This is a genomic window from Rhizobium lentis (genome assembly GCF_017352135.1).
GTDB classification, from domain to species: Bacteria; Pseudomonadota; Alphaproteobacteria; order Rhizobiales; family Rhizobiaceae; genus Rhizobium; species Rhizobium lentis.
Genome location: NZ_CP071454.1, coordinates 21383 through 39820, shown reverse-complemented (window position 1 = coordinate 39820; position 18438 = coordinate 21383). Strand labels below are relative to the sequence as shown.

22 protein-coding genes and 1 pseudogene are annotated in these 18438 nt (G+C 63.0%); 8 read left to right on the top strand and 15 right to left on the bottom strand.

Features of this window, described 5'->3' with window-relative positions; translation table 11 throughout:
- Positions 1-65 precede the first annotated feature (65 nt).
- From J0663_RS00235 to J0663_RS31085, 4 genes and pseudogenes are all read left to right on the top strand, one after another.
- Entirely contained in the window at positions 66-686 is a 621-nt protein-coding gene (locus tag J0663_RS00235) for a hypothetical protein (protein WP_207242509.1), read from the top strand.
- Between the two features lie 233 nt (positions 687-919).
- A complete protein-coding gene (locus J0663_RS00230; RefSeq protein WP_207242508.1) occupies positions 920-1315 on the top strand; it encodes an Ohr family peroxiredoxin in 396 nt (131 codons plus the stop codon).
- 106 nt (positions 1316-1421) lie between these two features.
- Positions 1422-2492 (top strand): DUF3095 family protein, encoded by a 1071-nt coding sequence (locus J0663_RS00225; RefSeq protein WP_207242507.1) that lies wholly within the window; start codon positions 1422-1424, stop codon positions 2490-2492.
- A pseudogene (locus J0663_RS31085) lies at positions 2491-2798 on the top strand (hypothetical protein); the annotation flags it as partial. The gene J0663_RS00225 and the pseudogene J0663_RS31085, both read left to right, overlap by 2 nt.
- Here the strand turns inward: J0663_RS31085 and J0663_RS00220 are convergent.
- Both J0663_RS00220 and J0663_RS00215 read right to left on the bottom strand, forming a co-directional pair.
- Complete coding sequence (locus tag J0663_RS00220) at positions 2782-3177, bottom strand: NUDIX hydrolase (RefSeq protein WP_207242506.1); 396 nt, start codon at positions 3175-3177, stop codon at positions 2782-2784. The pseudogene J0663_RS31085 and the gene J0663_RS00220 sit on opposite strands and share 17 nt — an antisense overlap.
- Before the next feature lie 93 nt (positions 3178-3270).
- Complete coding sequence (locus J0663_RS00215) at positions 3271-3771, bottom strand: MarR family winged helix-turn-helix transcriptional regulator (protein ID WP_207242505.1); 501 nt, start codon at positions 3769-3771, stop codon at positions 3271-3273.
- A 243-nt stretch (positions 3772-4014) separates the two neighbouring features.
- Here J0663_RS00215 and J0663_RS00210 point away from each other — a divergent pair, with 243 nt between their 5' ends.
- Entirely contained in the window at positions 4015-4410 is a 396-nt protein-coding gene (locus J0663_RS00210; RefSeq protein WP_207242504.1) for a hypothetical protein, read from the top strand.
- A gap of 11 nt (positions 4411-4421) precedes the next feature.
- Here the strand turns inward: J0663_RS00210 and J0663_RS00205 are convergent, their stop codons facing one another.
- Positions 4422-5105 (bottom strand): GntR family transcriptional regulator, encoded by a 684-nt coding sequence (locus tag J0663_RS00205; protein WP_207242503.1) that lies wholly within the window; start codon positions 5103-5105, stop codon positions 4422-4424.
- A 335-nt stretch (positions 5106-5440) separates the two neighbouring features.
- On the opposite strand from J0663_RS00205, the gene J0663_RS00200 reads away from it, so the two are divergent.
- The 3 genes from J0663_RS00200 (at position 5441) to J0663_RS00190 (ending at position 7971) form a co-directional block, all read left to right on the top strand.
- Positions 5441-6220, top strand: coding sequence for an alpha/beta fold hydrolase (locus J0663_RS00200; protein WP_207242502.1), 780 nt, complete (start codon positions 5441-5443; stop codon positions 6218-6220).
- 66 nt (positions 6221-6286) lie between these two features.
- Entirely contained in the window at positions 6287-7246 is a 960-nt protein-coding gene (locus tag J0663_RS00195; protein ID WP_207242501.1) for an acetylxylan esterase, read from the top strand.
- Positions 7243-7971 (top strand): esterase family protein, encoded by a 729-nt coding sequence (locus J0663_RS00190; RefSeq protein WP_207242500.1) that lies wholly within the window; start codon positions 7243-7245, stop codon positions 7969-7971. The genes J0663_RS00195 and J0663_RS00190 overlap by 4 nt, the downstream gene beginning before the upstream one ends.
- Positions 7972-7984: 13 nt before the next feature.
- On the opposite strand, the gene J0663_RS00185 is transcribed toward J0663_RS00190, so the two are convergent.
- Genes J0663_RS00185 through J0663_RS00130 form a run of 12 tightly spaced genes read right to left on the bottom strand, consistent with a single transcriptional unit; the run spans position 7985 to position 18336 of the window.
- Complete coding sequence (locus J0663_RS00185; RefSeq protein ID WP_207242499.1) at positions 7985-8977, bottom strand: dihydroxyacetone kinase subunit DhaK; 993 nt, start codon at positions 8975-8977, stop codon at positions 7985-7987.
- 51 nt (positions 8978-9028) lie between these two features.
- The gene (locus J0663_RS00180; protein ID WP_097600013.1) at positions 9029-9442 is read right to left on the bottom strand and encodes a hypothetical protein; all 414 of its coding nucleotides are present in this window, start codon (positions 9440-9442) and stop codon (positions 9029-9031) included.
- Between the two features lies 1 nt (position 9443).
- A complete protein-coding gene (locus J0663_RS00175; protein WP_207242498.1) occupies positions 9444-11006 on the bottom strand; it encodes a putative PEP-binding protein in 1563 nt (520 codons plus the stop codon).
- On the bottom strand, positions 10990-11334 hold the full coding sequence (locus J0663_RS00170) for an HPr family phosphocarrier protein (protein WP_207242497.1): 345 nt from the start codon (positions 11332-11334) through the stop codon (positions 10990-10992). The genes J0663_RS00175 and J0663_RS00170 overlap by 17 nt, the downstream gene beginning before the upstream one ends.
- On the bottom strand, positions 11334-11732 hold the full coding sequence (gene dhaM / locus J0663_RS00165) for a dihydroxyacetone kinase phosphoryl donor subunit DhaM (RefSeq protein WP_138393496.1): 399 nt from the start codon (positions 11730-11732) through the stop codon (positions 11334-11336). The genes J0663_RS00170 and dhaM overlap by 1 nt, the downstream gene beginning before the upstream one ends.
- 14 nt (positions 11733-11746) lie before the next feature.
- The gene (gene dhaL, locus J0663_RS00160; protein ID WP_207242496.1) at positions 11747-12361 is read right to left on the bottom strand and encodes a dihydroxyacetone kinase subunit DhaL; all 615 of its coding nucleotides are present in this window, start codon (positions 12359-12361) and stop codon (positions 11747-11749) included.
- Positions 12362-12412: 51 nt separating this feature from the next.
- On the bottom strand, positions 12413-14053 hold the full coding sequence (locus J0663_RS00155; RefSeq protein ID WP_207242495.1) for a dihydroxyacetone kinase subunit DhaK: 1641 nt from the start codon (positions 14051-14053) through the stop codon (positions 12413-12415).
- Between the two features lie 51 nt (positions 14054-14104).
- Entirely contained in the window at positions 14105-15112 is a 1008-nt protein-coding gene (locus J0663_RS00150; protein WP_207242494.1) for an ABC transporter ATP-binding protein, read from the bottom strand.
- Positions 15105-16202: an ABC transporter ATP-binding protein gene (locus J0663_RS00145; protein WP_207242493.1), complete on the bottom strand. Its 1098-nt coding sequence runs from the start codon at positions 16200-16202 to the stop codon at positions 15105-15107. The genes J0663_RS00150 and J0663_RS00145 overlap by 8 nt, the downstream gene beginning before the upstream one ends.
- Before the next feature lie 3 nt (positions 16203-16205).
- Positions 16206-16424: a hypothetical protein gene (locus J0663_RS00140; RefSeq protein WP_207242492.1), complete on the bottom strand. Its 219-nt coding sequence runs from the start codon at positions 16422-16424 to the stop codon at positions 16206-16208.
- Positions 16421-17371: a carbohydrate ABC transporter permease gene (locus J0663_RS00135; RefSeq protein WP_207242491.1), complete on the bottom strand. Its 951-nt coding sequence runs from the start codon at positions 17369-17371 to the stop codon at positions 16421-16423. The genes J0663_RS00140 and J0663_RS00135 overlap by 4 nt, the downstream gene beginning before the upstream one ends.
- A complete protein-coding gene (locus J0663_RS00130) occupies positions 17368-18336 on the bottom strand; it encodes a carbohydrate ABC transporter permease (RefSeq protein WP_207242490.1) in 969 nt (322 codons plus the stop codon). Before J0663_RS00130 ends, J0663_RS00135 begins: the two co-directional genes overlap by 4 nt.
- Between the last annotated feature and the right edge of the window lie 102 nt (positions 18337-18438).

Sequence of the window (18438 nt, the reverse complement as noted above, 5' to 3'; positions counted from 1 at the left end):
AGGCGTGATTGTGCCTTGTGATCGCCTGTGCGACAGTCGGCGCGTGATACGCCCAGGAGGGGCCGGTGCGGACGATTTCGAAGATCCTTGCGCTTTTCGCCGTTATCGCCATTACGCTCGTGGGAGCGGGACCGGTAACTGCCGATCCGCTCGTTTTCGGCTATCACGGATGGCAGGTCGATCTCACCAATGCCCGGGGCGCCGAACCAGACAAGGAAATGGTCGCAGCCGTCAAAAGGCAGCTGGACATTGTCGAACACGTCCATCTGAAGCCCGAGGTCCTCACCTTCATGCGGACCATTCCGATTTGGGCCAACCCCGCCGCCGCCGGTTTCGGTCCCGGCCATTACAGCAGCAAGACCGGCATCGACCTGCGCGTTAGAAGCCTCGATCCCGACAAGCCGATCATCCTACACGAGCTTCTGCATGCCTATAACGACCGGATGCTGCCCGGTGGATTCGGCAATCGCGACATCAGGCAATTCTTCAGCAGCGGCCGGGGGCTCTGGCCGGGCGATTCCTACATGATGAGCAACCACCGCGAATTCTTCGCCGTCACTGCGAGCGTGTACCTTTATGGCGATATCGATCGGCCGCCTTATTCGCGCAGTCAGTTGCGGGAGAAGCAGCCGCGATATTACCAGTGGCTTGCCACTCTGTTCGACGACGGCCGGCCACGGTCTTGAGAGCGCCCGCGAACTGCATCACACCGGCCTGCGGCGACCTGCATTGAGCAAAAGGTAAGCGCTCATGTAAGCGGGCAAACAGGCAGCCAACCTGGCCAAGTCCCGCGGCGGGCTGGAAATAACTCGTATCCGATTAAATCGAATGGTGTTGACATAGGGTTTGGCGAGGCGTATTAACCTCGTATCCGATTTAAGCGGATGCGATCTAAATCACCGACCTAGAGGACACTATCATGACCGAGAAGCTTCTTTTCACTGGGAAGACCCACATCGCCGGCGGCCGCGACGGCTATGCGCGCAGCAGCGACGGCACGCTCGACATCAAGCTGCCGCAGCCGCATCCGGCGGCCGAGAACCTGTTCGGCGCCGCCTGGTCGGCTTGCTATATCGGCGCCATCGAACTTGCCGCCGCGCAACGGAAGATCGCGCTGCCAGCCGGTCCCGAGGTCGACGCCGAGATTACCCTCAACGCCGACAACGGCTCGTTCTTCCTGCGCGCGCGCCTCAATGTCAGCCTCTCTGGAATCGAACGAGACGTTGCTGAGGAACTGATCGAGGCGGCTCACGGCATCTGCCCTTATTCCAAAGCGACGCACGGCAATATCGACGTCGAAACCCGGCTTGTCTGACCGGAAGGGCCGGCGCCTTTCGCCGTCGTCTTCGAAGCGGGGTCTGCCGATTTGGGGCAGACCCGTTCCTGAACCAGCCTCTATCGACCGATCCGGAGAATATGCGATGACCGACAGCCATGCAGAGCAGCACCGGGCTCATGACGAGTTTTCGCTTCTGCTAGACCCCGATGTCTACGAGCCGCTGCCTGATGATTGGCTAATCGGTATCACAGACGTCGCAAGCTCGACCGCGGCGATCGGGGCAGGGCGCTATGAGGACGTTAATTATGCCGGCGCCTCGATTATCGCGGCCCTCGGCAATGCCTGGGGCTCCTTCGATTTCCCCTTCGTGTTTCGCGGAGACGGAGCGGCCTTCGCTCTGCCGCCGCACGGGCTCATGGCCGCGACATCGGCATTGCGACAGGTCGCGAGCTTCGCCGCGACTGATCTCAACCTCGACCTTCGTGTCGGTCTGCTGACCGTGCGTGAAATCCGTGCCGCCGGTCGCGACGTGAAGATCGCGCGCTATGCCGCCTCCGAGACTGCGACTTATGCGATGTTTGCAGGCGGCGGCCTCAAATGGGCGGAGCAGCAGATCAAGAACGGCCGCTATCTGGTCAAGCCGGGGCGCTACGCAACGAGGCCGGACCTCACAGGCCTCAGCTGCGATTGGGCGCCGTTCCCGAGCCGACAGGGCGAAATTCTCTCGCTTCTGGTCGAGCCCCGCGATGATACCAGCCCGGAGGTTTTTGCGGCGCTCGCAAAACGCGTGCTTGCTGTTTTCGATACCGCGCCGCGCCGGTCCTATCCGATTTCGGCAGAGAGCGCGGTGCCGAGGGATGGCGCACGGCAGGTTAGTGCCACCACCTGGTCCGACGTCGCCCGCAACTCGGATTTCCGCAAATTCGACGACGGTCTGCGCCTGACGCTGGACTGCACGCCGGAACAGATCGACAGCGTCGAAGCTATTCTCATCGCGGCAAGAGCGCGCGGCGAGATCGATTTCGGCCTGCACCGCCAGTCGCATGCGCTGATGACCTGCCTCGTGCCATCGGGCCGGCCGGATTCGCACCTGCATTTCCTGGACGGAATGGGCGGCGGTTACGCGAAAGCGGCCGAGATGATGGAGGAGGGTGCGTTGTCCGCAGTGTCATCGCGCCAGCCTGAAAGAGCAGTCAAGGCAGCAGAGGCATAGCCTGGCGCACCTTTATTGGGAAGACGCATATCATCCGACTGGAGGTTTCTTCGACCCCGGGGGCATCAAGATCCCGATTGCCGTCAGTGCTTTTCCCGACGAGATCTACCAGGCGCCGAAGAACTGCGCGGAGAAGGCCTATCCGAAGCTCATTCACTACAGGCTGGAGAAGGGCACTTCGCAGCCTGGGAGCAGCCGATGGTTTTCACTGCCGAGCTGAGGACCGCATTTCGGCCGCTGCGGCAGTCAATCAGGAAGCGCGCCGCGCTTCTTAGTCTTCGCCGCTTCCTCACATTGCGAGCCTAGCAAGTATTTCACCGAGCTGGGACGGCGCCAGCTCGGTTTCCTGTTCAACCTCGGCGGCAGTGAACCATCTGAGTTCGGTATGTTCATCGCCGACGAGCTGCGGCAGTCCCTGCCATTGATCGACGTGATAGACGTGGAAGGTGGCGGATGCCTCGGGCGGAGCTTGGGAGACGAACTTTGCCGCAAGTTGCCAGCGCTCGGGCATGACGCTGATTTCCTCCAACAATTCCCGGCACATCGCCGTCTCGGCGTCTTCGCCATCCTCGATGTGGCCGCCGGGGAGACTCCAGCGATCCGGATAGATCCGGCGCTCTGAATTTCGCCTTGCGAGAAGGAGCATCCCGTTGCGGCTCAAGGCACCCATCGCAATCTCGGGCATGTGGTCTCCTTGCTGCGGAAGAAAAATGCGCCGCGACGACCGAACCCCGCACTGCGCAGCACTGATCTCACCAACTCGTGACAACTGCCGCTATCAAGGTTTTTCCGGTTCGGCCTGCGCTCGCAACAGGTTATCGCGCAGCCTTGTCACCGATTGTCGTACGACGGGAAAATCATCGCCGAGGCCGCTGGCCGCAATCAGCGTGCCGCCAGGGTCTACGTCGAGGAGGAGATCGCGACCAGCCGGCGTCAGGCTCACGCGGACCTGCCGTTCATCGGCGGGATCGCGATGGCGCGTGAGATAGCCGGCCGATTCCAGCTTCTTGAGGATCGGCGTCAGCGTGTTGGATTCGAGGAATAGCTTTTCCCCCAGCATGCTGACCGTCTGGCCGTCCTCCTCGGAGAGGGCGACCAGCGCGATATATTGCGTGTATGTCAGGCCAAGCTCGTCCAGAATCGGCTTGTAGGCGCGGCCGAAGGCGAGATTGGCGGAATAGACGGCGAAGCACAGGAAGTTCGAAAGCTTCTTGCCGCCCTCACCGGCCTGCGGGGAGGCGGGCATGTCGGCTGCTTTTGCGTTTTTAGAGGCGGGCATGGCTCTATCCGTCCGGCTTGTTCAATGCCGACATCTATATATCGCATCCGATTAAATCGCAAGCTTCAAGTGCCGGTTTCTGCGTGAAGACGGTGCAATCGACTGCGCCAGACAGCATCGCAAGAGTGCTGGCGATCGGTAGTTGCAACTTTCGACTGCGGCAGAAAAGATGACACTTTTAAAGCTAATTTCCGACATCTTTCCGATCAAAGCTCCGCGCTATTGCGAGCTTCGGGAGAAACTATGTCGGGCATTCTTATCGCAACGTTGTTGGCAACGATTTCAGCAAAGATTCCCGCCGGTTTTTCAAGCGGTGACCTGCTTTATTCTGATTGCAGCGGATCCCGGCGGCTGGTCGTCGGATATGTTGCCGGTTGGTTGGACAAGTGGAACCGGGACGACTATCTCGCCCGTCGTATTTTCACCGAAGTCGTTCCCGCGCCGAAAGAGATGGTGAGCTCGGCCTATTTTGCCAATTCCGTCGGTATAAACCTATGTGTCCCGGTTGGAACGACGGCGGAAACGATCGGCAATACGCTGTGCACATTCCTGGAAGAGAATCCCGGCATACGCGAGGCCAGCGGTGACGAGCTGATGACGACCTTGATCGCCCATAAATACCGCTGCCCCGCGCCGTAAGAGCTTGCGACTCATAACGGCTTGCCGGCCTCGATAAAACGGCTGAGCGAGGTCGCGGCGTTGAGCATATGGGCGCGCATGCGGCGCGAGGCCATCTCGCCGTCGCCTTCGGCGATCGCCTGCATGATGGCTTCATGCTCCTCGCGCGAGCGGCTCAGCCGCTCGCCCTGGCGCAGCTGCGTGCGGCGGAAGGCGTTCAGGCGGTTGCGGATCGCGATCGCCTGCTCGGCCAGGAAACCGTTATGGGTGGCGTGATATATGGTTTCGTGGAACTGGCGGTTGAAGCTGTCATAGGCGTTGAAGTCACCGGCCTCGACGATCGGCCGGGAGAGATCGTGCAGTTCGATCAGGCGGCTGCGCTCTAGCGGCGTCATGCGGTAGGTGGCAAGCCTGACGCAGACGGCTTCGATCTCGGCTACAGTCTCGAACATGTCCATGATGCGCTCAGCCGTCATACTGGCGACGATGCCGCCGCGGCGGGCGCGAAGCTCGACGAGGCCGCCGGCTGCGAGCTGTCGCAAGGCTTCCCGGACCGGCGTGCGGGAGGCCCCGAAACGATCGGCGAGCTGCTGTTCGTCAAGGGCCGCACCCGCCGCCAGCGTGCCGGCAGCGATCTCGTCGGTCAGCGCATTGCGGATGCGGTCGGAGATGAGGCTGCGGTCGTCGCCGTCTTCACCGTCGAAGCCATTCATCATTGCTCTCCTGGGCTGACGCGGCGTTCCGCCATGTATGCAAATTCTGATGGTGGGCATGAGCTGTGTGTATGCGTAACTGCTATCACGAAGCTGTTACGTATTCAATAATTGACATTTTCTGAAACAAGAATACACAAGTCCCCCGTCGACGTCGTTCTGTATACGCGGGCCGTAACAAATACGAAGTGGGAATACGGGAAGGGTGCTTCGAAGCCGAGCGGAGGCCGATACCTTGCGCCTGGGCTGGAGGCGTTCCCAGCAATGTTATCGATCCACCTATTTTTCACCGACTCCGGATTCCCGGTCTTGGACCCATGTTTGCAAGGAACCAGATCATGATGATGAACAGACGGGCTTTTTCGGCTGCCCTCGTTGCCAGCGCTGCCGCCACTCTTCTTTCCAGCCGCGGCATGGCCGCGACATCAGCTCCCGTGAAGGCGCGCAATGTCGTGCTGGCGCACGGGCTGTTTGCCGATGGCTCCTGCTGGACCGAGGTGATTGCGCGACTGCAGGCGGCCGGTCTCAACGCGACGGCAGTGCAAAATCCGCTGACGACGCTGCCCGAGGCAGCCGCTGCGGTTAAGCGGGTGCTTGATCGGCAGGATGGGCCGACCGTGCTGGTCGGGCATTCCTTCTCCGGCATGCTCGTCACCGAGACAGGCGTACATGAGAATGTCTCGGCTCTCGTTTATGTCGCGGCGCGGGCACCTGATGCTGGCGAGGATTATACCGCGCTCGCCAAGACCTATCCGACGCCGCCGGCTTCGGCCGGCATCGTCTTCGACGGCGACGAGGGGCGCCTGAGCGAGGCCGCCTTCCTCAGAGATTTCGCCGGCGATCTGCCGGAAGCCAAGGCAAAGGTGCTCTACGCCGTGCAGCAGCCGTTCCAGAAGGCGCTGCTATCAGGCAAGACCACGCAGGCCGCCTGGCGTTCCAAGCCGAGCTGGTATGCGGTTTCGACCGAGGATCGGACGATCGACCCCGATCTCGAACGTTTCATGGCCAAGCGCATGGGGGCAAATACCATCGAAGTGAAGGCCAGCCACCTCTCGCTGATCTCTCATCCGGACGAGATCAGCCGGCTGATCCTGGAGGCGGCGGGGGCCGCAGCCTAATAGGCTGCTCTGGGGAAGGGGAGCGGCAAGCTTGCACAGCCCGGGCTTTCACGCGACAAAGCCCGGATGAGCATTCCCAAGACACATCCTTTCGCCTTCGACCCAACCTACGGCATGCGGCTCGAAGAGCTTCTGGCGATCGAACCGCCGGAGGAACCTGCGGGCTTCGATGCTTTCTGGGAGGCGCGGTATCTGAAGGCGCTTGATGTCGATCCGCAGCCGATGCTTTCTGTGAGCAAGCTCAGCCATCCCGACTGGCACGTGCGCGATCTCGTCTATGTCTCGACCGATGCGTTCAAGATAGGCGGCTGGCTGCTGCTGCCGCGCCAGGGGCTGGTGAAGCGAGGTCTCGTCGTCGGGCATGGCTATGGCGGGCGGGATCAGCCTGACCTCAATCTGCCGGTCGAGGAAACGGCGGTGATCTTTCCCTGCTGTCGCGGACTGTCGCTGAGCCGGCATCCGCCGATCTCCGAGAACCCGTCCTGGCATGTGCTGCACGATATCGACAAGCGCGACGCCTATATTATCGGCGGCTGCGTCGAGGATATCTGGCTTGCCGTCTCGACGCTTGTCACGCTCTATCCCTGGCTCTCCGGCAATATCGGCTATAGCGGCATCAGCTTCGGCGGCGGAGTCGGGGCGATGGCGATCGCCTATGACGAGCGCATCGATCGCGGTCATCTGGCGCTCCCGAGCTTCGGCCACCAGCCGCTGCGGCTGAAGCTGCCGAGTGTCGGCAGCGCGCAATCGGTTCAGGAATATCAGGCCGACCACGGCAACGTGCTAGAGACGCTGCGCTTCTACGATGCTGCGACCGCGGCGAGGCGGATCGATGTGCCGATGCTGACGGCCGTGGCGCTTTTCGACCCTTCGGTCGCGCCGCCCTGCCAATTCGCTGTCGCAAATGCGATACGGAAATATAATGAAATCTTCATCCTGGACGCCGGTCATTTCGATTACACTGGAAGTGCTGAGGAAGAGGCGGTTCTCCGCGACAAGATCGGACAGTTCTTCAGGGTGCCATGAATCGCGAATATCTGCGCTGGTACAGTCAGCGGCTGCATCGGGAGATGGAGATGCTGGTGTTCGGCCACGCCGGCGCCAAGGTTCTGGTCTTTCCGACGCGGGAAGGGCGTTTCTTTGAATATGAACAGCTCGGCCTGGTGGCGAGCCTGAGCGACAAGCTCTCGGCCGGCCACATCCAGCTTTATTGCATCGAGGGCCTCGCTGCCGACAGCCTCTACGGCTTCCACCATCATCCGTCCGAGCGCATTCGCCGGCATGCGGCGCTGGAGGATTATATTCTCCACGAGGTGCTGCCGCTGATGGCGGCGAAGAACCCGCATGACTGCACCATCGCGCATGGATGCAGTCTCGGCGCCTTTCAGGCCACGAGCCTCGTCTTCCGCCATCCGCATCTCTTCCGCAAGCTCGTCGCCTTTTCCGGCCGCTACGATCTGACGATGAAGGTGGAATCCTTCGGTGACCTGTTCGACGGCTATTACGACGACAGCGTCTATTTCCACACGCCGACGCATTTCCTGCCGGGGCTCGGCACCGACTGGCGGCTCGACAGGCTGCGTGAGATCGACATCGTGCTGACCATCGGCGATGCCGATCCCTTCCTCGACAACAACCGCTATCTCAGCCGGCTGCTCGGTGAAAAGAACATTCGCCACCAGCTGCATGTCTGGGACGGCCGCGCCCACCGCGCCGGCGCCTGGCGGAAGATGGCGCCGCTCTACATTTGATGTGGGAAGGCTGTCACGGCCAGCGCAAAGCCGCCGTCGCCACCGGCGCGTCCCAGAGCGCGATCTCCTCGTCGGTCAGTAAGGCGAGGGTGACGGACAGTCCCTGCATGTCGAGCGAAGTGACGTAGGTTCCGACAAGCGAGCGCTCGATCGGGATGGCTTTCTCCTCGATGAAACGGCGGGCGCTGGCATAGGCGAGATAGAGTTCTGCGGGCGGCGTGCCGCCGAGGCCGTTGACGAAGAGCAGCGCCCCGCCGCCCGGCGTCAGTGCGATGTCGGCGATGATGGTCTCGCAGAGATGGCCGATAATAGCCTCGGCGGCGGCGAAGGGCTGCCTGGCATGGCCTGGCTCGCCATGAATGCCGACGCCCATTTCCATCTCGTCGGGTCCGAGCGAAAACGTCGTGCGCTCGGTCTGCGGTACCGTCACGCCGTTCAACGCGACCCCCATCGAGCGGATGCGGGTGTTCAGCCCCTCGCCAAGCTGTTTCAATTCGGCGAGCGGCATGCCGCGTTCGGCGGCGGCACCCAGGATCTTTTCGACGATCAGCGTTCCCGCGACGCCGCGACGGCCGCGGCCGTCGCCTGATTTCGACGTCTCGATATCGTCGCTGACGACGATCATGTCGAGGCTGTGGCGGTCACCGGCCATCTCGATCGCCATTTCGAAATTCATCAGGTCGCCGTCGTAATTCTTGACCACGAGCAGGCAGCCGGCGCCGGTATCGGCCTCTTCGATTGCGGTCATGATCTGGGCGGGCGTCGGCGAGGTGAAGATATGGCCGACGCAGGCGGCATCCAGCATGCCCTGACCGACGAAGCCGATATGCATCGGCTCGTGGCCGGCGCCCCCGCCTGATATCAGCGCCACCTTGCCTGATGTGAGATGGCGGCGGCGGACGCATTTGCGCTCGGACCCGAACACCACGAAAGCCTCATGGGCGCGCACGAAGCCTTCGACGCTTTCGGCGACCATGGTTTCCGCGGTATTCATGAACTTCTTCATCAAGCCCCTCCCAAGGCCAGAAACATTACGCAACGTCAGTCCGCTCACTCTTCACTGCTCGCTCGCCCCTGATATCGCGACGATCTTCTGCACCAGATCGGAGATCGCCTCTTCCAGGAGGCGGTTTTTCCTGTCGTCGCCGAAGTCGGGCACCATCAGCGACAAGTGCCGCAATTTCTCGGAATGGCCGAGATCCGGCAGCTTGCCGGGATGGGCGGCCTGGTAGGCTTCTAGAAATCGTTCTTCCTCAGTGGCGCTGAAATGGCAGACGCGCACGATCGTCGCCAGATGGCGCGCCGGCAGCGGCGTCGCATAGGTCGGGCTGGTGATCTGGGTGACGAAGCTGCGGTGCTTGCCGAGCGCAGTCGCCAGGCGCTGGCGCGTGCCGGATGGCCTATTGTCGATGATCTGCGCCAGAATGGACTTGTAGGCGATTATGGCGTCTTCGGTGTCTTCGCGCGCCATCCTACTCTCCGGCTGCCCTTGTGCCATCGGCGTTGAGGCCTGTTATCGCCGATCTTATCGCGGGACGGCGGGCCGGCGCCACGGAAAAATGCCGCAGGCCGGCGGCAAGCAGACCTGGGAGGTAGCGGGGATCGCCGGCCATGTCGCCGCAGATACTGACGGGCTTGTCACCGGCAAGCTTTACTGCCTGTTCAATCAGCCGGAGCACCGCGGGTGCTGCCTTGCCGGCATCGGCCTCGTTGCCATCACGGGCGGAGGCGGCGAGATATTGCGTGAGGTCGTTAGTTCCGAAGGAGAAGAAGGCTGCCGATGCGAAAGTTTCGAGCATCAATGCGGCCGACGGCACTTCCACCATCATGCCGAGCGGCGGCATGCGGTGCAGCAGGGAACGGCGGCCGAGCTTTTCGGCTTCCTCGCGGAACAGTTCGCGCATCCTGTCGATCTCGTCGGGAAAGGTCACCATCGGCAGCATCACCGAGAGCTTGCCGAAGACGGCGGCGCGCAGCAGGGCGCGGGCCTGGACGCGGGCGATTTCCGGCCGGGCAAGCAGCAGCCGGATGCCGCGCAGGCCCGGCTCGAGAGCCGGCAGGTCTTCGAGGCCGGCAAGCGGCTTGTCGCCGCCGATATCCAGCATTCTTATGATCACCGGCCGTTCGCCGGCCTGCTCCAGCACGCGGCGATAGATCGCCAGCTGCCGTTCCTCATTGGCGGCGTCGGCGATCGAGGTGACTGAAAATTCTGACCGCATCAGGCCGACGCCCGCGGTTGCCGGATCGAGCGCATCGATCTCGGCGGGATCGTTGATGTTGATGGAGATAAGGATCGGTACGCCGTCCGCCGTGCGCAGCTCGTCGCTTTCAGCCTTGATGTCACCGGCCGGCGCGAGCGGGATCAGCATGCCGCCCGCCTTGAGGATGACGGCGCCGGCGTCACCATCGACGCCGACAGGATCGCCGTCCGTGGCCGAAAAACGACCTGTGCCGACCACCATCGGCACAGATTTCGCCCGGGCGAGCAAAGCGACGTGGCCGGCGGTGCTACCCGCAAACAACGCGATACCGCCGCCCTTCGACCAGTCATGAGCGAGGAAGCGGCTCGGCTCCATGTCCTTGCCGACGAAGATCGAGCCGGGCGGGAAATCGGCGACTGGGGTGCCGGCGAGCGCGCCGAGCACGCGGTTCTTGATGTCGAGAATGTCGATGGCGCGCGCCCGCATCTGTTCCTCGTCGGCCGCTTCGAGTTCGTCGATATAGGCGTCGAGCGTGGCGACCCAGGCGAAGACGACATTTTCGTCGGCTTGCATGCGCGCGCCTGTTGCTTCGGCGATGCTGGGATCGCGGAGCACCTCGATCTGGAAATCGATGATATCGCGGCTTTCGGCATCCGCGCCCTCGGCGAGGCGCTCGAGTTCGCCGATCGAGATATCGATAGCTTTCTCGAGCGCTCCGTAGCCGCCGGCGGTTCCGGGCGCCGAAGCAGCCTTCGGCTCCTCCGCGAGAAAGGCCGGGCCGGATGCGATGCCGGGGGATGCGCTCTTTGCTTTCAGCCTAAGCGGTTCTGCCATGTTTCTTTTCCTCATCGAAATTGCGCTCGATGAGTTCCTTGAGCGCGCGGATCGCCTCTTCGGCGAGAATGCCGTCTGCCCGTATTCTGAGGATCGATCCTTTGCGGATTCGCGCGCCCATGATCTTGATGATGCTCTTGCCGTTCAGCCAGACATCGCTGCCGTTGACGGCGACCTCGATCGAGCAAGGAAAAGACTTGGCAAGCCGCGTGAAGGTGACGGAGGGGCGCGCATGCAGCCCGACGCCGTGTTTGACTTCCACCTCCGTCTGGCAATTCAGGTGCAATGGATCAGGCTCCCGTTTCTCAATACGCAATCCACTCGTCATCAGGGTGACAGTTCCTCGGCTGTGGCGACGACCTTGGCGAGCGACGCGCCCCCTGAGGCTTCGGCGGCGGCGATGACGGCGCCTTCGACGAGCGGGGCGTTGCAGATGGAGACGCGGGCCGACCGGGGAAGGCCCAGCATTTCGATCGCCATCTCACTGTTGGTCTCGGCGCCGCCGAGATCGACGAAGACGGCGACGCCGGCATCGGACCAAGCGGCCTCGATCGCCTTCAGGATGCCGCCGGCATCGGTGCCGAGCTCGCCATGGACATTGCCGCCAGACCAGGCGAGCGGCACGCAGTCACCGACCATCTGCCGCACCATGTCGGCGATGCCCCTTGCCACCAATGGCGAGTGGGAGACGATCACAATGCCCACGTTTGCGGTCTTTCCATTCATGCCGGTCCTTTCATTCATTGGGGGTGACGCTCCCCGAGGTAGCGGCAGATCGCCGTGGTCAAGAGCGCGCAGCTCGACGCGCCGGGATCGACATGGCCGATCGAGCGGTCGCCGAGATAGGCGGCTCGTCCGCGCATCGCCTTCATCGCGGCGGTCCTGTTGGCAGAGCGTTCGGCCTTGCGGGCGACGTCACCGAGCGGTGACCGCTTGGCCACCGCGGCATGGACGGGATAGAGCACGTCGAGCAGCGTCTTGTCGCCGGCGTGCGACCGCCCGCGCCTTGCTACGGCGTCAATCGCCTGCTTCAGCACCAAGGAAAAATCGACCTTCTCCTCGTTTTTGCGAAGCTCGCGGCCGATCTCGATCAGCAGCGTGCCGTAGAGCGGACCGGCCGCCCCGCCGACATTCATCACCAGCGTCAGGCCGATCTTTTCCACGGCGTCGGGGAAGGGCAGGCTGGACAGGCTTTCGCCCTCGGCGCTCACCGCCTCGCAGCCGCGCCGCATATTGGTTCCGTGATCGCCATCGCCGATCGCGCGATCGAGTGCGCAGAGGTGATCGGCGTTTTCCGCGATCGTCGCGCGGCACACCTCGATCAATCCCGCCACAAGCACCGGTTCCGCCTGCACTGCCTTCCTCCCTGTCGCCCTTTCTCACGCGGGCTCTCGAACTTTACCCGGTCAGGCGAGGCTTGCCGCCACGCCGAACGCGCCGGCAACCGCAACCGCGCCGGGATCGGCGACACCCGCCAGATCTCTTTCGCCGACATAGGAGGCGCGTCCGGCTCTCGCCTTCGTCATCATCTTCGTCGACTCAGCACCTGATGCCGCTGCCCTTGCTGCGGCAGCGATATCCCCTGACGCGAGCGCCTGCAGGGCAGGCGACAGCGCATCGACCATCGTCCGGTCGCCGACTCCTGCTCCTCCATAGAACGTCATCCTGTCGAGCCCGGCAAGAAGAGCCGCTGATATATCGGCTTTATCGGCCATCGCCTTAGCCGCCGCGGTGAAGAAGATCGACAGCAGCACGCCGCTCGATCCGCCCATGCTGGTGCCGAGGATATCGCCGAGCGAGGCAAGCGTTGCCGCCGGCTTATCGAGAGGCAACGTGTCGAGGCGCGCAAGCACGCTGCGGGCGCCTGCGGCCACCGTCGAGCCGGTATCGCCATCGCCGACGCGGCCGTCCAGCCGGTTGAGCTCGTTTTCCTGTGAGATCAGGTGCTCGCAGAGTGCCGTGATCAGGCGCCGGTTGCGGCTGTTCTCGCTTGAAGTAGCTGCGCCGTTCAAGGGGCTCGCCGTCCTCGGCGCGGCGATAACCCTGATCTCATGGCGTTCGACGGCCGGCATCCAAGCATGCGGCTCGACGGCTGCCGTCAGCGCCGCTTCGCGCGTGGCATCCAGCCGGATCAGCGACAGCGAGAAGCCGTTCATGTTGAGAGCGGTCATCATCGGCGCCGGGCCGACGATCAGCCTGATGTGGCGGCCAAGCGGCGATGACAGCACCGTTTTGGCGATGACCGTCATTTCGAGCGGCGGTACGGCGCCGAGATTGTTGATGAGGAGGGCGTGGTTTGCTCCTTCGCCCAAGGCTGAAGTGAGGCGCGCCGCCATGGTGGCGACGATATCGGCGACCGGCTGCAGCGCGATGCGCTCGGCGCCGGGTTCGCCATGGATGCCGAGGCCGAGTTCGCCTTCATCAGCGCCGAGGCGATCCTCATGCGCCTGTCCAGGCACGCTGCAGGTGGAGAGCGACATGCCGAGCGAGACGATATCGCCGGCAGCGGCCGCGGCATGGGCCGCGACCGTCTTCAGGTCCTCCCCCCTTTCGGCGCAATAGCCCGCGATCTTGTGGACGAACAGCGTGCCGGCGACGCCGCGCGGCTGGTTGATGCCGGGGATGGCGATGTCATCGGCGACGATGACCATTTCGACGTCGAAACCCTCGGCGCGCGCCTTTTCGGCGGCGAGACCGAAATTCAGGCGGTCGCCGGTATAGTTCTTGACGATCAGCAGGGCGCCCTTCGGGCCGGTCACGGCGCGGATCGCCGTCAGCACCGCATCGACGCTCGGCGAGGCGAAGATTTCGCCGGAGACGGCGGCCGTCAGCATGCCCTTACCAACGAACCCGGCATGGGACGGTTCATGGCCGGCGCCGCCGCCCGAGATGATCGCCACCTCGGACTTGTCCCAGTCCGCGCGCAGGATCACCTTGATGTCGGGAAAGCTGTCGAGACGGGCGAGACGGCCGCTGCTCGTCGTCAGAAGCAGGCCGTCCAGAGCTTCGGTGACGATGGTTTCCCTGCGGTTGAAGAAGTGTTTCATCGATTGAGACCCGTCCGTTTGTTTTTATGCCATCATCATTTTGTTTGCCGGTCACGATAGGCGCTGTCCAGCCGCATCGAAATAAAGCGGATCGCGCAGCGTCAGGCTGATCCGGTCGCCCGGCGCGATCGCCAGATATGGATCCGCGAGTGTGACGAGTTTGTGATTGCCAGCCCTGATGTGCAGGTGGTTCTGGTCGCCGAGATGCTCGATCCAGTCGACCTCGGCATTGGCATCCTTGCCAACGACGATATCGAGATGTTCGGTGCGCGCGCCGACGGTTTTGGTGCCGGAGGGCGGACGGCCGCCGGGCAGCAGGTCCGCCGGCAGAAGGTTGATATGCGGCTGGCCGAGGCGGGCGGCGACATGCAGGTTAGCGGGATTGCCGTAGATCTCGCGCGGCGTTCCCACCTGCATCAGCCGGCCCTCGGCGACGATGCCGATGCGGTCGGCCATGGTCATGGCTTCCACCTGGTCGTGGGTGACGTAGAGCAGCGTCGAGCCGAGCTCCTTCTGGATGCGCTTCAGCTCCAGGCGCAGTTCGGCGCGCAGCTTGGCGTCGAGCGAGGAGAGCGGTTCATCCATGAGATAGATCGCCGGCCGGCGCACCAGCGCCCGGCCGATCGCGACGCGCTGCATCTCGCCGCCGGAGAGCCTGGTCGACCGGTTTTCCAGCTTGTGGTCGATCCGGACCATGCGCGCGACCTCGCGCACGCGCCGGTCGATCTCCTCCGCACTCAGCTTGCGCACCGGCGCCTTCAGCGGGAAGGCGAGGTTTTCGTAAACAGTCATGTGCGGATAGAGCGAATATTGCTGGAAGACGAAGGCGACGTCGCGCCCGGCCGGCGCTTCGGCCGCAACATTGCGGCCGCCGATCTCGATGCGGCCGCTGTCGGGTCTTTCGAGGCCGGCGATCAGCCTGAGCGTCGTGGTCTTGCCGGCGCCTGTGGGACCGAGCAGCACGACGAATTCGCCGTCGCGGATAAAAAGATCGAGCTCATCAAGAGCCTGGGTGTCGCCGAAGCGCTTGCTGAGATTTCTGAGGACGACATCAGCCATGCCGGATCTCCTGATAGAGCTGGGATGGCACCGCGCGGCCCGAGACGCAGTCGAAGAGCGCGAGGTTCGCCGGGTTGAATTCGAGGCCGACGGTCTCGCCGATCCGGAAGCTGCGGTTGGCGGGAACGCGGGCCTTGATCAGGCCGCCCGGAGTTTCCACTGCGACAACCTGGTTGGTGCCGAGATATTCGCTACCATAGACGGCGCCGCGAAGGGGCGAGGCGTCGCTGAAGCGGATATGCTCCGGCCTGACGCCGAGCGCCAGTTCGCTCTCGGCCATGTCCTGATGGATCTCGGGAACGGCAACATTGACACCGTCGAGCAGGATGGATCTGTCGCCGCTCTTCAGGCCGGAGGTGAAGCGCATGAAGTTCATCGGCGGCGAGCCGATGAAGTCGGCGACATACATGGTCGCCGGCTTGGCGTAGATCTCCTGCGGCGTGCCGAACTGCTCGATGACGCCGTGGTTCATCACGGCGATCTTGTCGGCCATGGCCATCGCCTCGTGCTGGTCGTGGGTGACGTAGACGGTGGTGGCATGGATGCGGTTGTGCAGTTCGCGGAGCTCATGGACCATGATCTCGCGGAACTCGGCGTCGAGCGTGCCGAGCGGCTCGTCCATCAGGAAGCATTTCGGGCGGCGGACGATGGCGCGGCCAAGCGCCACGCGCTGCCGGTCGCCGCCGGCAAGGCCAGAGACCGAGCGGTTGAGAATATGATCGATCTGCAGCAGACGGGCGGTCTCCTCGACGCGCCGACGGATCTCGGCCTTCGGCATGCCCTGCGACAGCAGCGGGAAGCCGATGTTTTTGCGAACATTCATATGCGGGTAGAGCGCAAAGAGCTGGAAGACGAAGGCGATGTCGCGGGCGCTGGCGCGGTTGAAGGTGACGTCCTCGCCGTCGAGATGGATCTTGCCGCTCGAGGGCAACTCGAGGCCGGCGATCATGCGAAGAGTCGTCGTCTTGCCGCAGCCGGAAGGCCCGAGCAGCGCCAGGAACTCGCCGTCATGAACGGTGAAGCTCGAATCCTCAACGGCGACGAAGCTGCCGAATTCCTTGCGGAGATTTTCGATCCGGATGTCCGCCATGATTCACTCCGGGAATTTCGAGACAATGATGAACATGACGGTGCCGATCAGCAGGGTCACCAGCGAGTAGGTGTAGAGCACCAGCAGGAAGGGCTGGAACAGCATCAGGAAGCCGAGTCCGATCAGCACGGTGGCGATATTCTCCATCGGACCGCGGCGCAGCAAGAATGGCCGTTTCGGGCGGGCAGTGGTGCGAGTGCGTGTCTCGATCAGGTGGCTCATTTGCGGACGGCTCCGAAGGTGATGCCGCGCAGCAGCTGCTTGCGCAGGAGAATGGTGAAGACGAGGATCGGGATCAGGAAGATCGTCGTGCCGGCGGCGACTGCCGGCCAGTCCTGCCCGCCTTCGCCGATGATCGTCGGGATGAAGGGCGGCGCGGTCTGGGCCTCGCCCGAGGTCAGAAGGGCGGCGAAGGCATATTCGTTCCAGGCGAAGATCAGGCAGAAGATCGCGGTCGCGGCAATGCCGGTGGTCGCCTGCGGCAGCACTACCTTGCGGAAGGCTTGCAACCTCGTATAGCCGTCGATCATCGCCGCTTCCTCGTATTCGCGCGGGATCTCGTCGATGAAGCCCTTGAGCAGCCAGACGGCGAGAGAGACGTTGACGGCGGTATAAAGCAGGATCATGCCGAGCGCCGTGTCCGACAGGCCGAGCTCGCGATACATCAGGTAGATCGGAATGGCGACGGCGATCGGCGGCATCATGCGCGTCGACAGGATGAAGAACAGCAGGTCGTCTGCGAGGGGCACCCTGAAGCGGGAGAAGCCGTAGGCGGCGAGCGTGCCAAGGAAGACCGCCAGGAACGTGGAGCCGAAGGCGATGACAAGCGAGTTGACGAAGCGCGGCACGAAGTTCGACGGGCCTGCGATCACCATGTTGCGTTTGCGGGTCACCTCATCGCAGGTGCCGACCGGCGCCGGCAGCGAGGCGATATAATCAGGTGTCTGCCGCGTGCGTGTGGTGAAGAGATTGCAGTAGCCTTCGAGCGACGGCGTGAAGACGATCTTCGGGGGGTAGCTGATCGAATCCGGCGGCGATTTGATGCTGGTCAGGAAGATCCAGACGAGCGGGATGAGGGTGATCAGCGCATAGAGGACGACGATCGCGCCGGCGATGCGCTTGCTGTTGAGGCTCGGCTCGACGACCGAATGGGCGGAGTTGGCGCTCATCTTTGCTTCACCTTGTTCAATGCCCTGACGTAGATGTTGGCGAGGCCGAACACCGCGACGAAGAGGACGATGGCGAAGGCCGAGGCCCGGCCGGTCGCCCAGCTTTCGAAGGCGGCGCGCTTCAGCGTGATCGAGGCGACCTCGGTGACCGAGCCCGGTCCGCCGCCGGTCAGCAGCGTCACCATGTCGAACATCTTGAAATTCTCGATCCCGCGGAAAAGCACCGCGAGCATGATGAAGGGCAGGGCCATCGGCACGGTGATCGACCAGAACTGGCGCCAGGGCGATGCACGGTCGACCTCGGCCGCCTCGTAGATATAGTCGGGGATCGAGCGCAGGCCGGCGAGGCAGATCAGCATCACATAGGGCGTCCACATCCAGGTATCGACGATAACGATCGCCCAGGGCGCCAGAGAGACATTGCCGAGCATCTGGACATCGGATGTCGGAATGCCCGACACGAGCGAGACGGCATAGGCGAAGAGGCCGATCTGAGGTTCGTAGAGAAAGCGCCAGAAGTTGCCGACCACGGCGGGCGACAGCATCATCGGGATCAGGATGATCGTCGTCCAGAAGGCATGGCCGCGAAACTTGCGGTCGATCAGGTAGGCCAGCGCAAAACCGATCACCGTCTGCAGCAGGATCGTCCAGAAGACGAAATGGGCGGTGGTCTGCATCGCCTGCCAAATATCGGGATCGTTGAGAACGCGCTCGTAATTTCCAAGGCCGACATTCTGGATCGGCGCATTCGGCCGGTTGGCACGGTAATTGGTGAAGGAGAGGTAGACCGCCCAGATGAGCGGGAAGATGTTGATCGCCAGGAGCAGGGTGATGGCAGGCGCGATGAACAGCCAGGCGATCGCCCTGTCGGAAAGGCCGCGGACTTGCCGGGCGAACGATGCCGGCGTTGCCCTTGCTGTCGCGTCGGCGGCTTTCTCGACGATGGAGGAATGGGAAATGGTCAAGTTTTCACCTGGTCGTTTCGGGGTATCGGGTCTTTTAGAATATGAAAGATCCTGCGGCCCGGCTCGTCTGCCGATCCGGGCCGCCATCCTCGCGAGAATGGC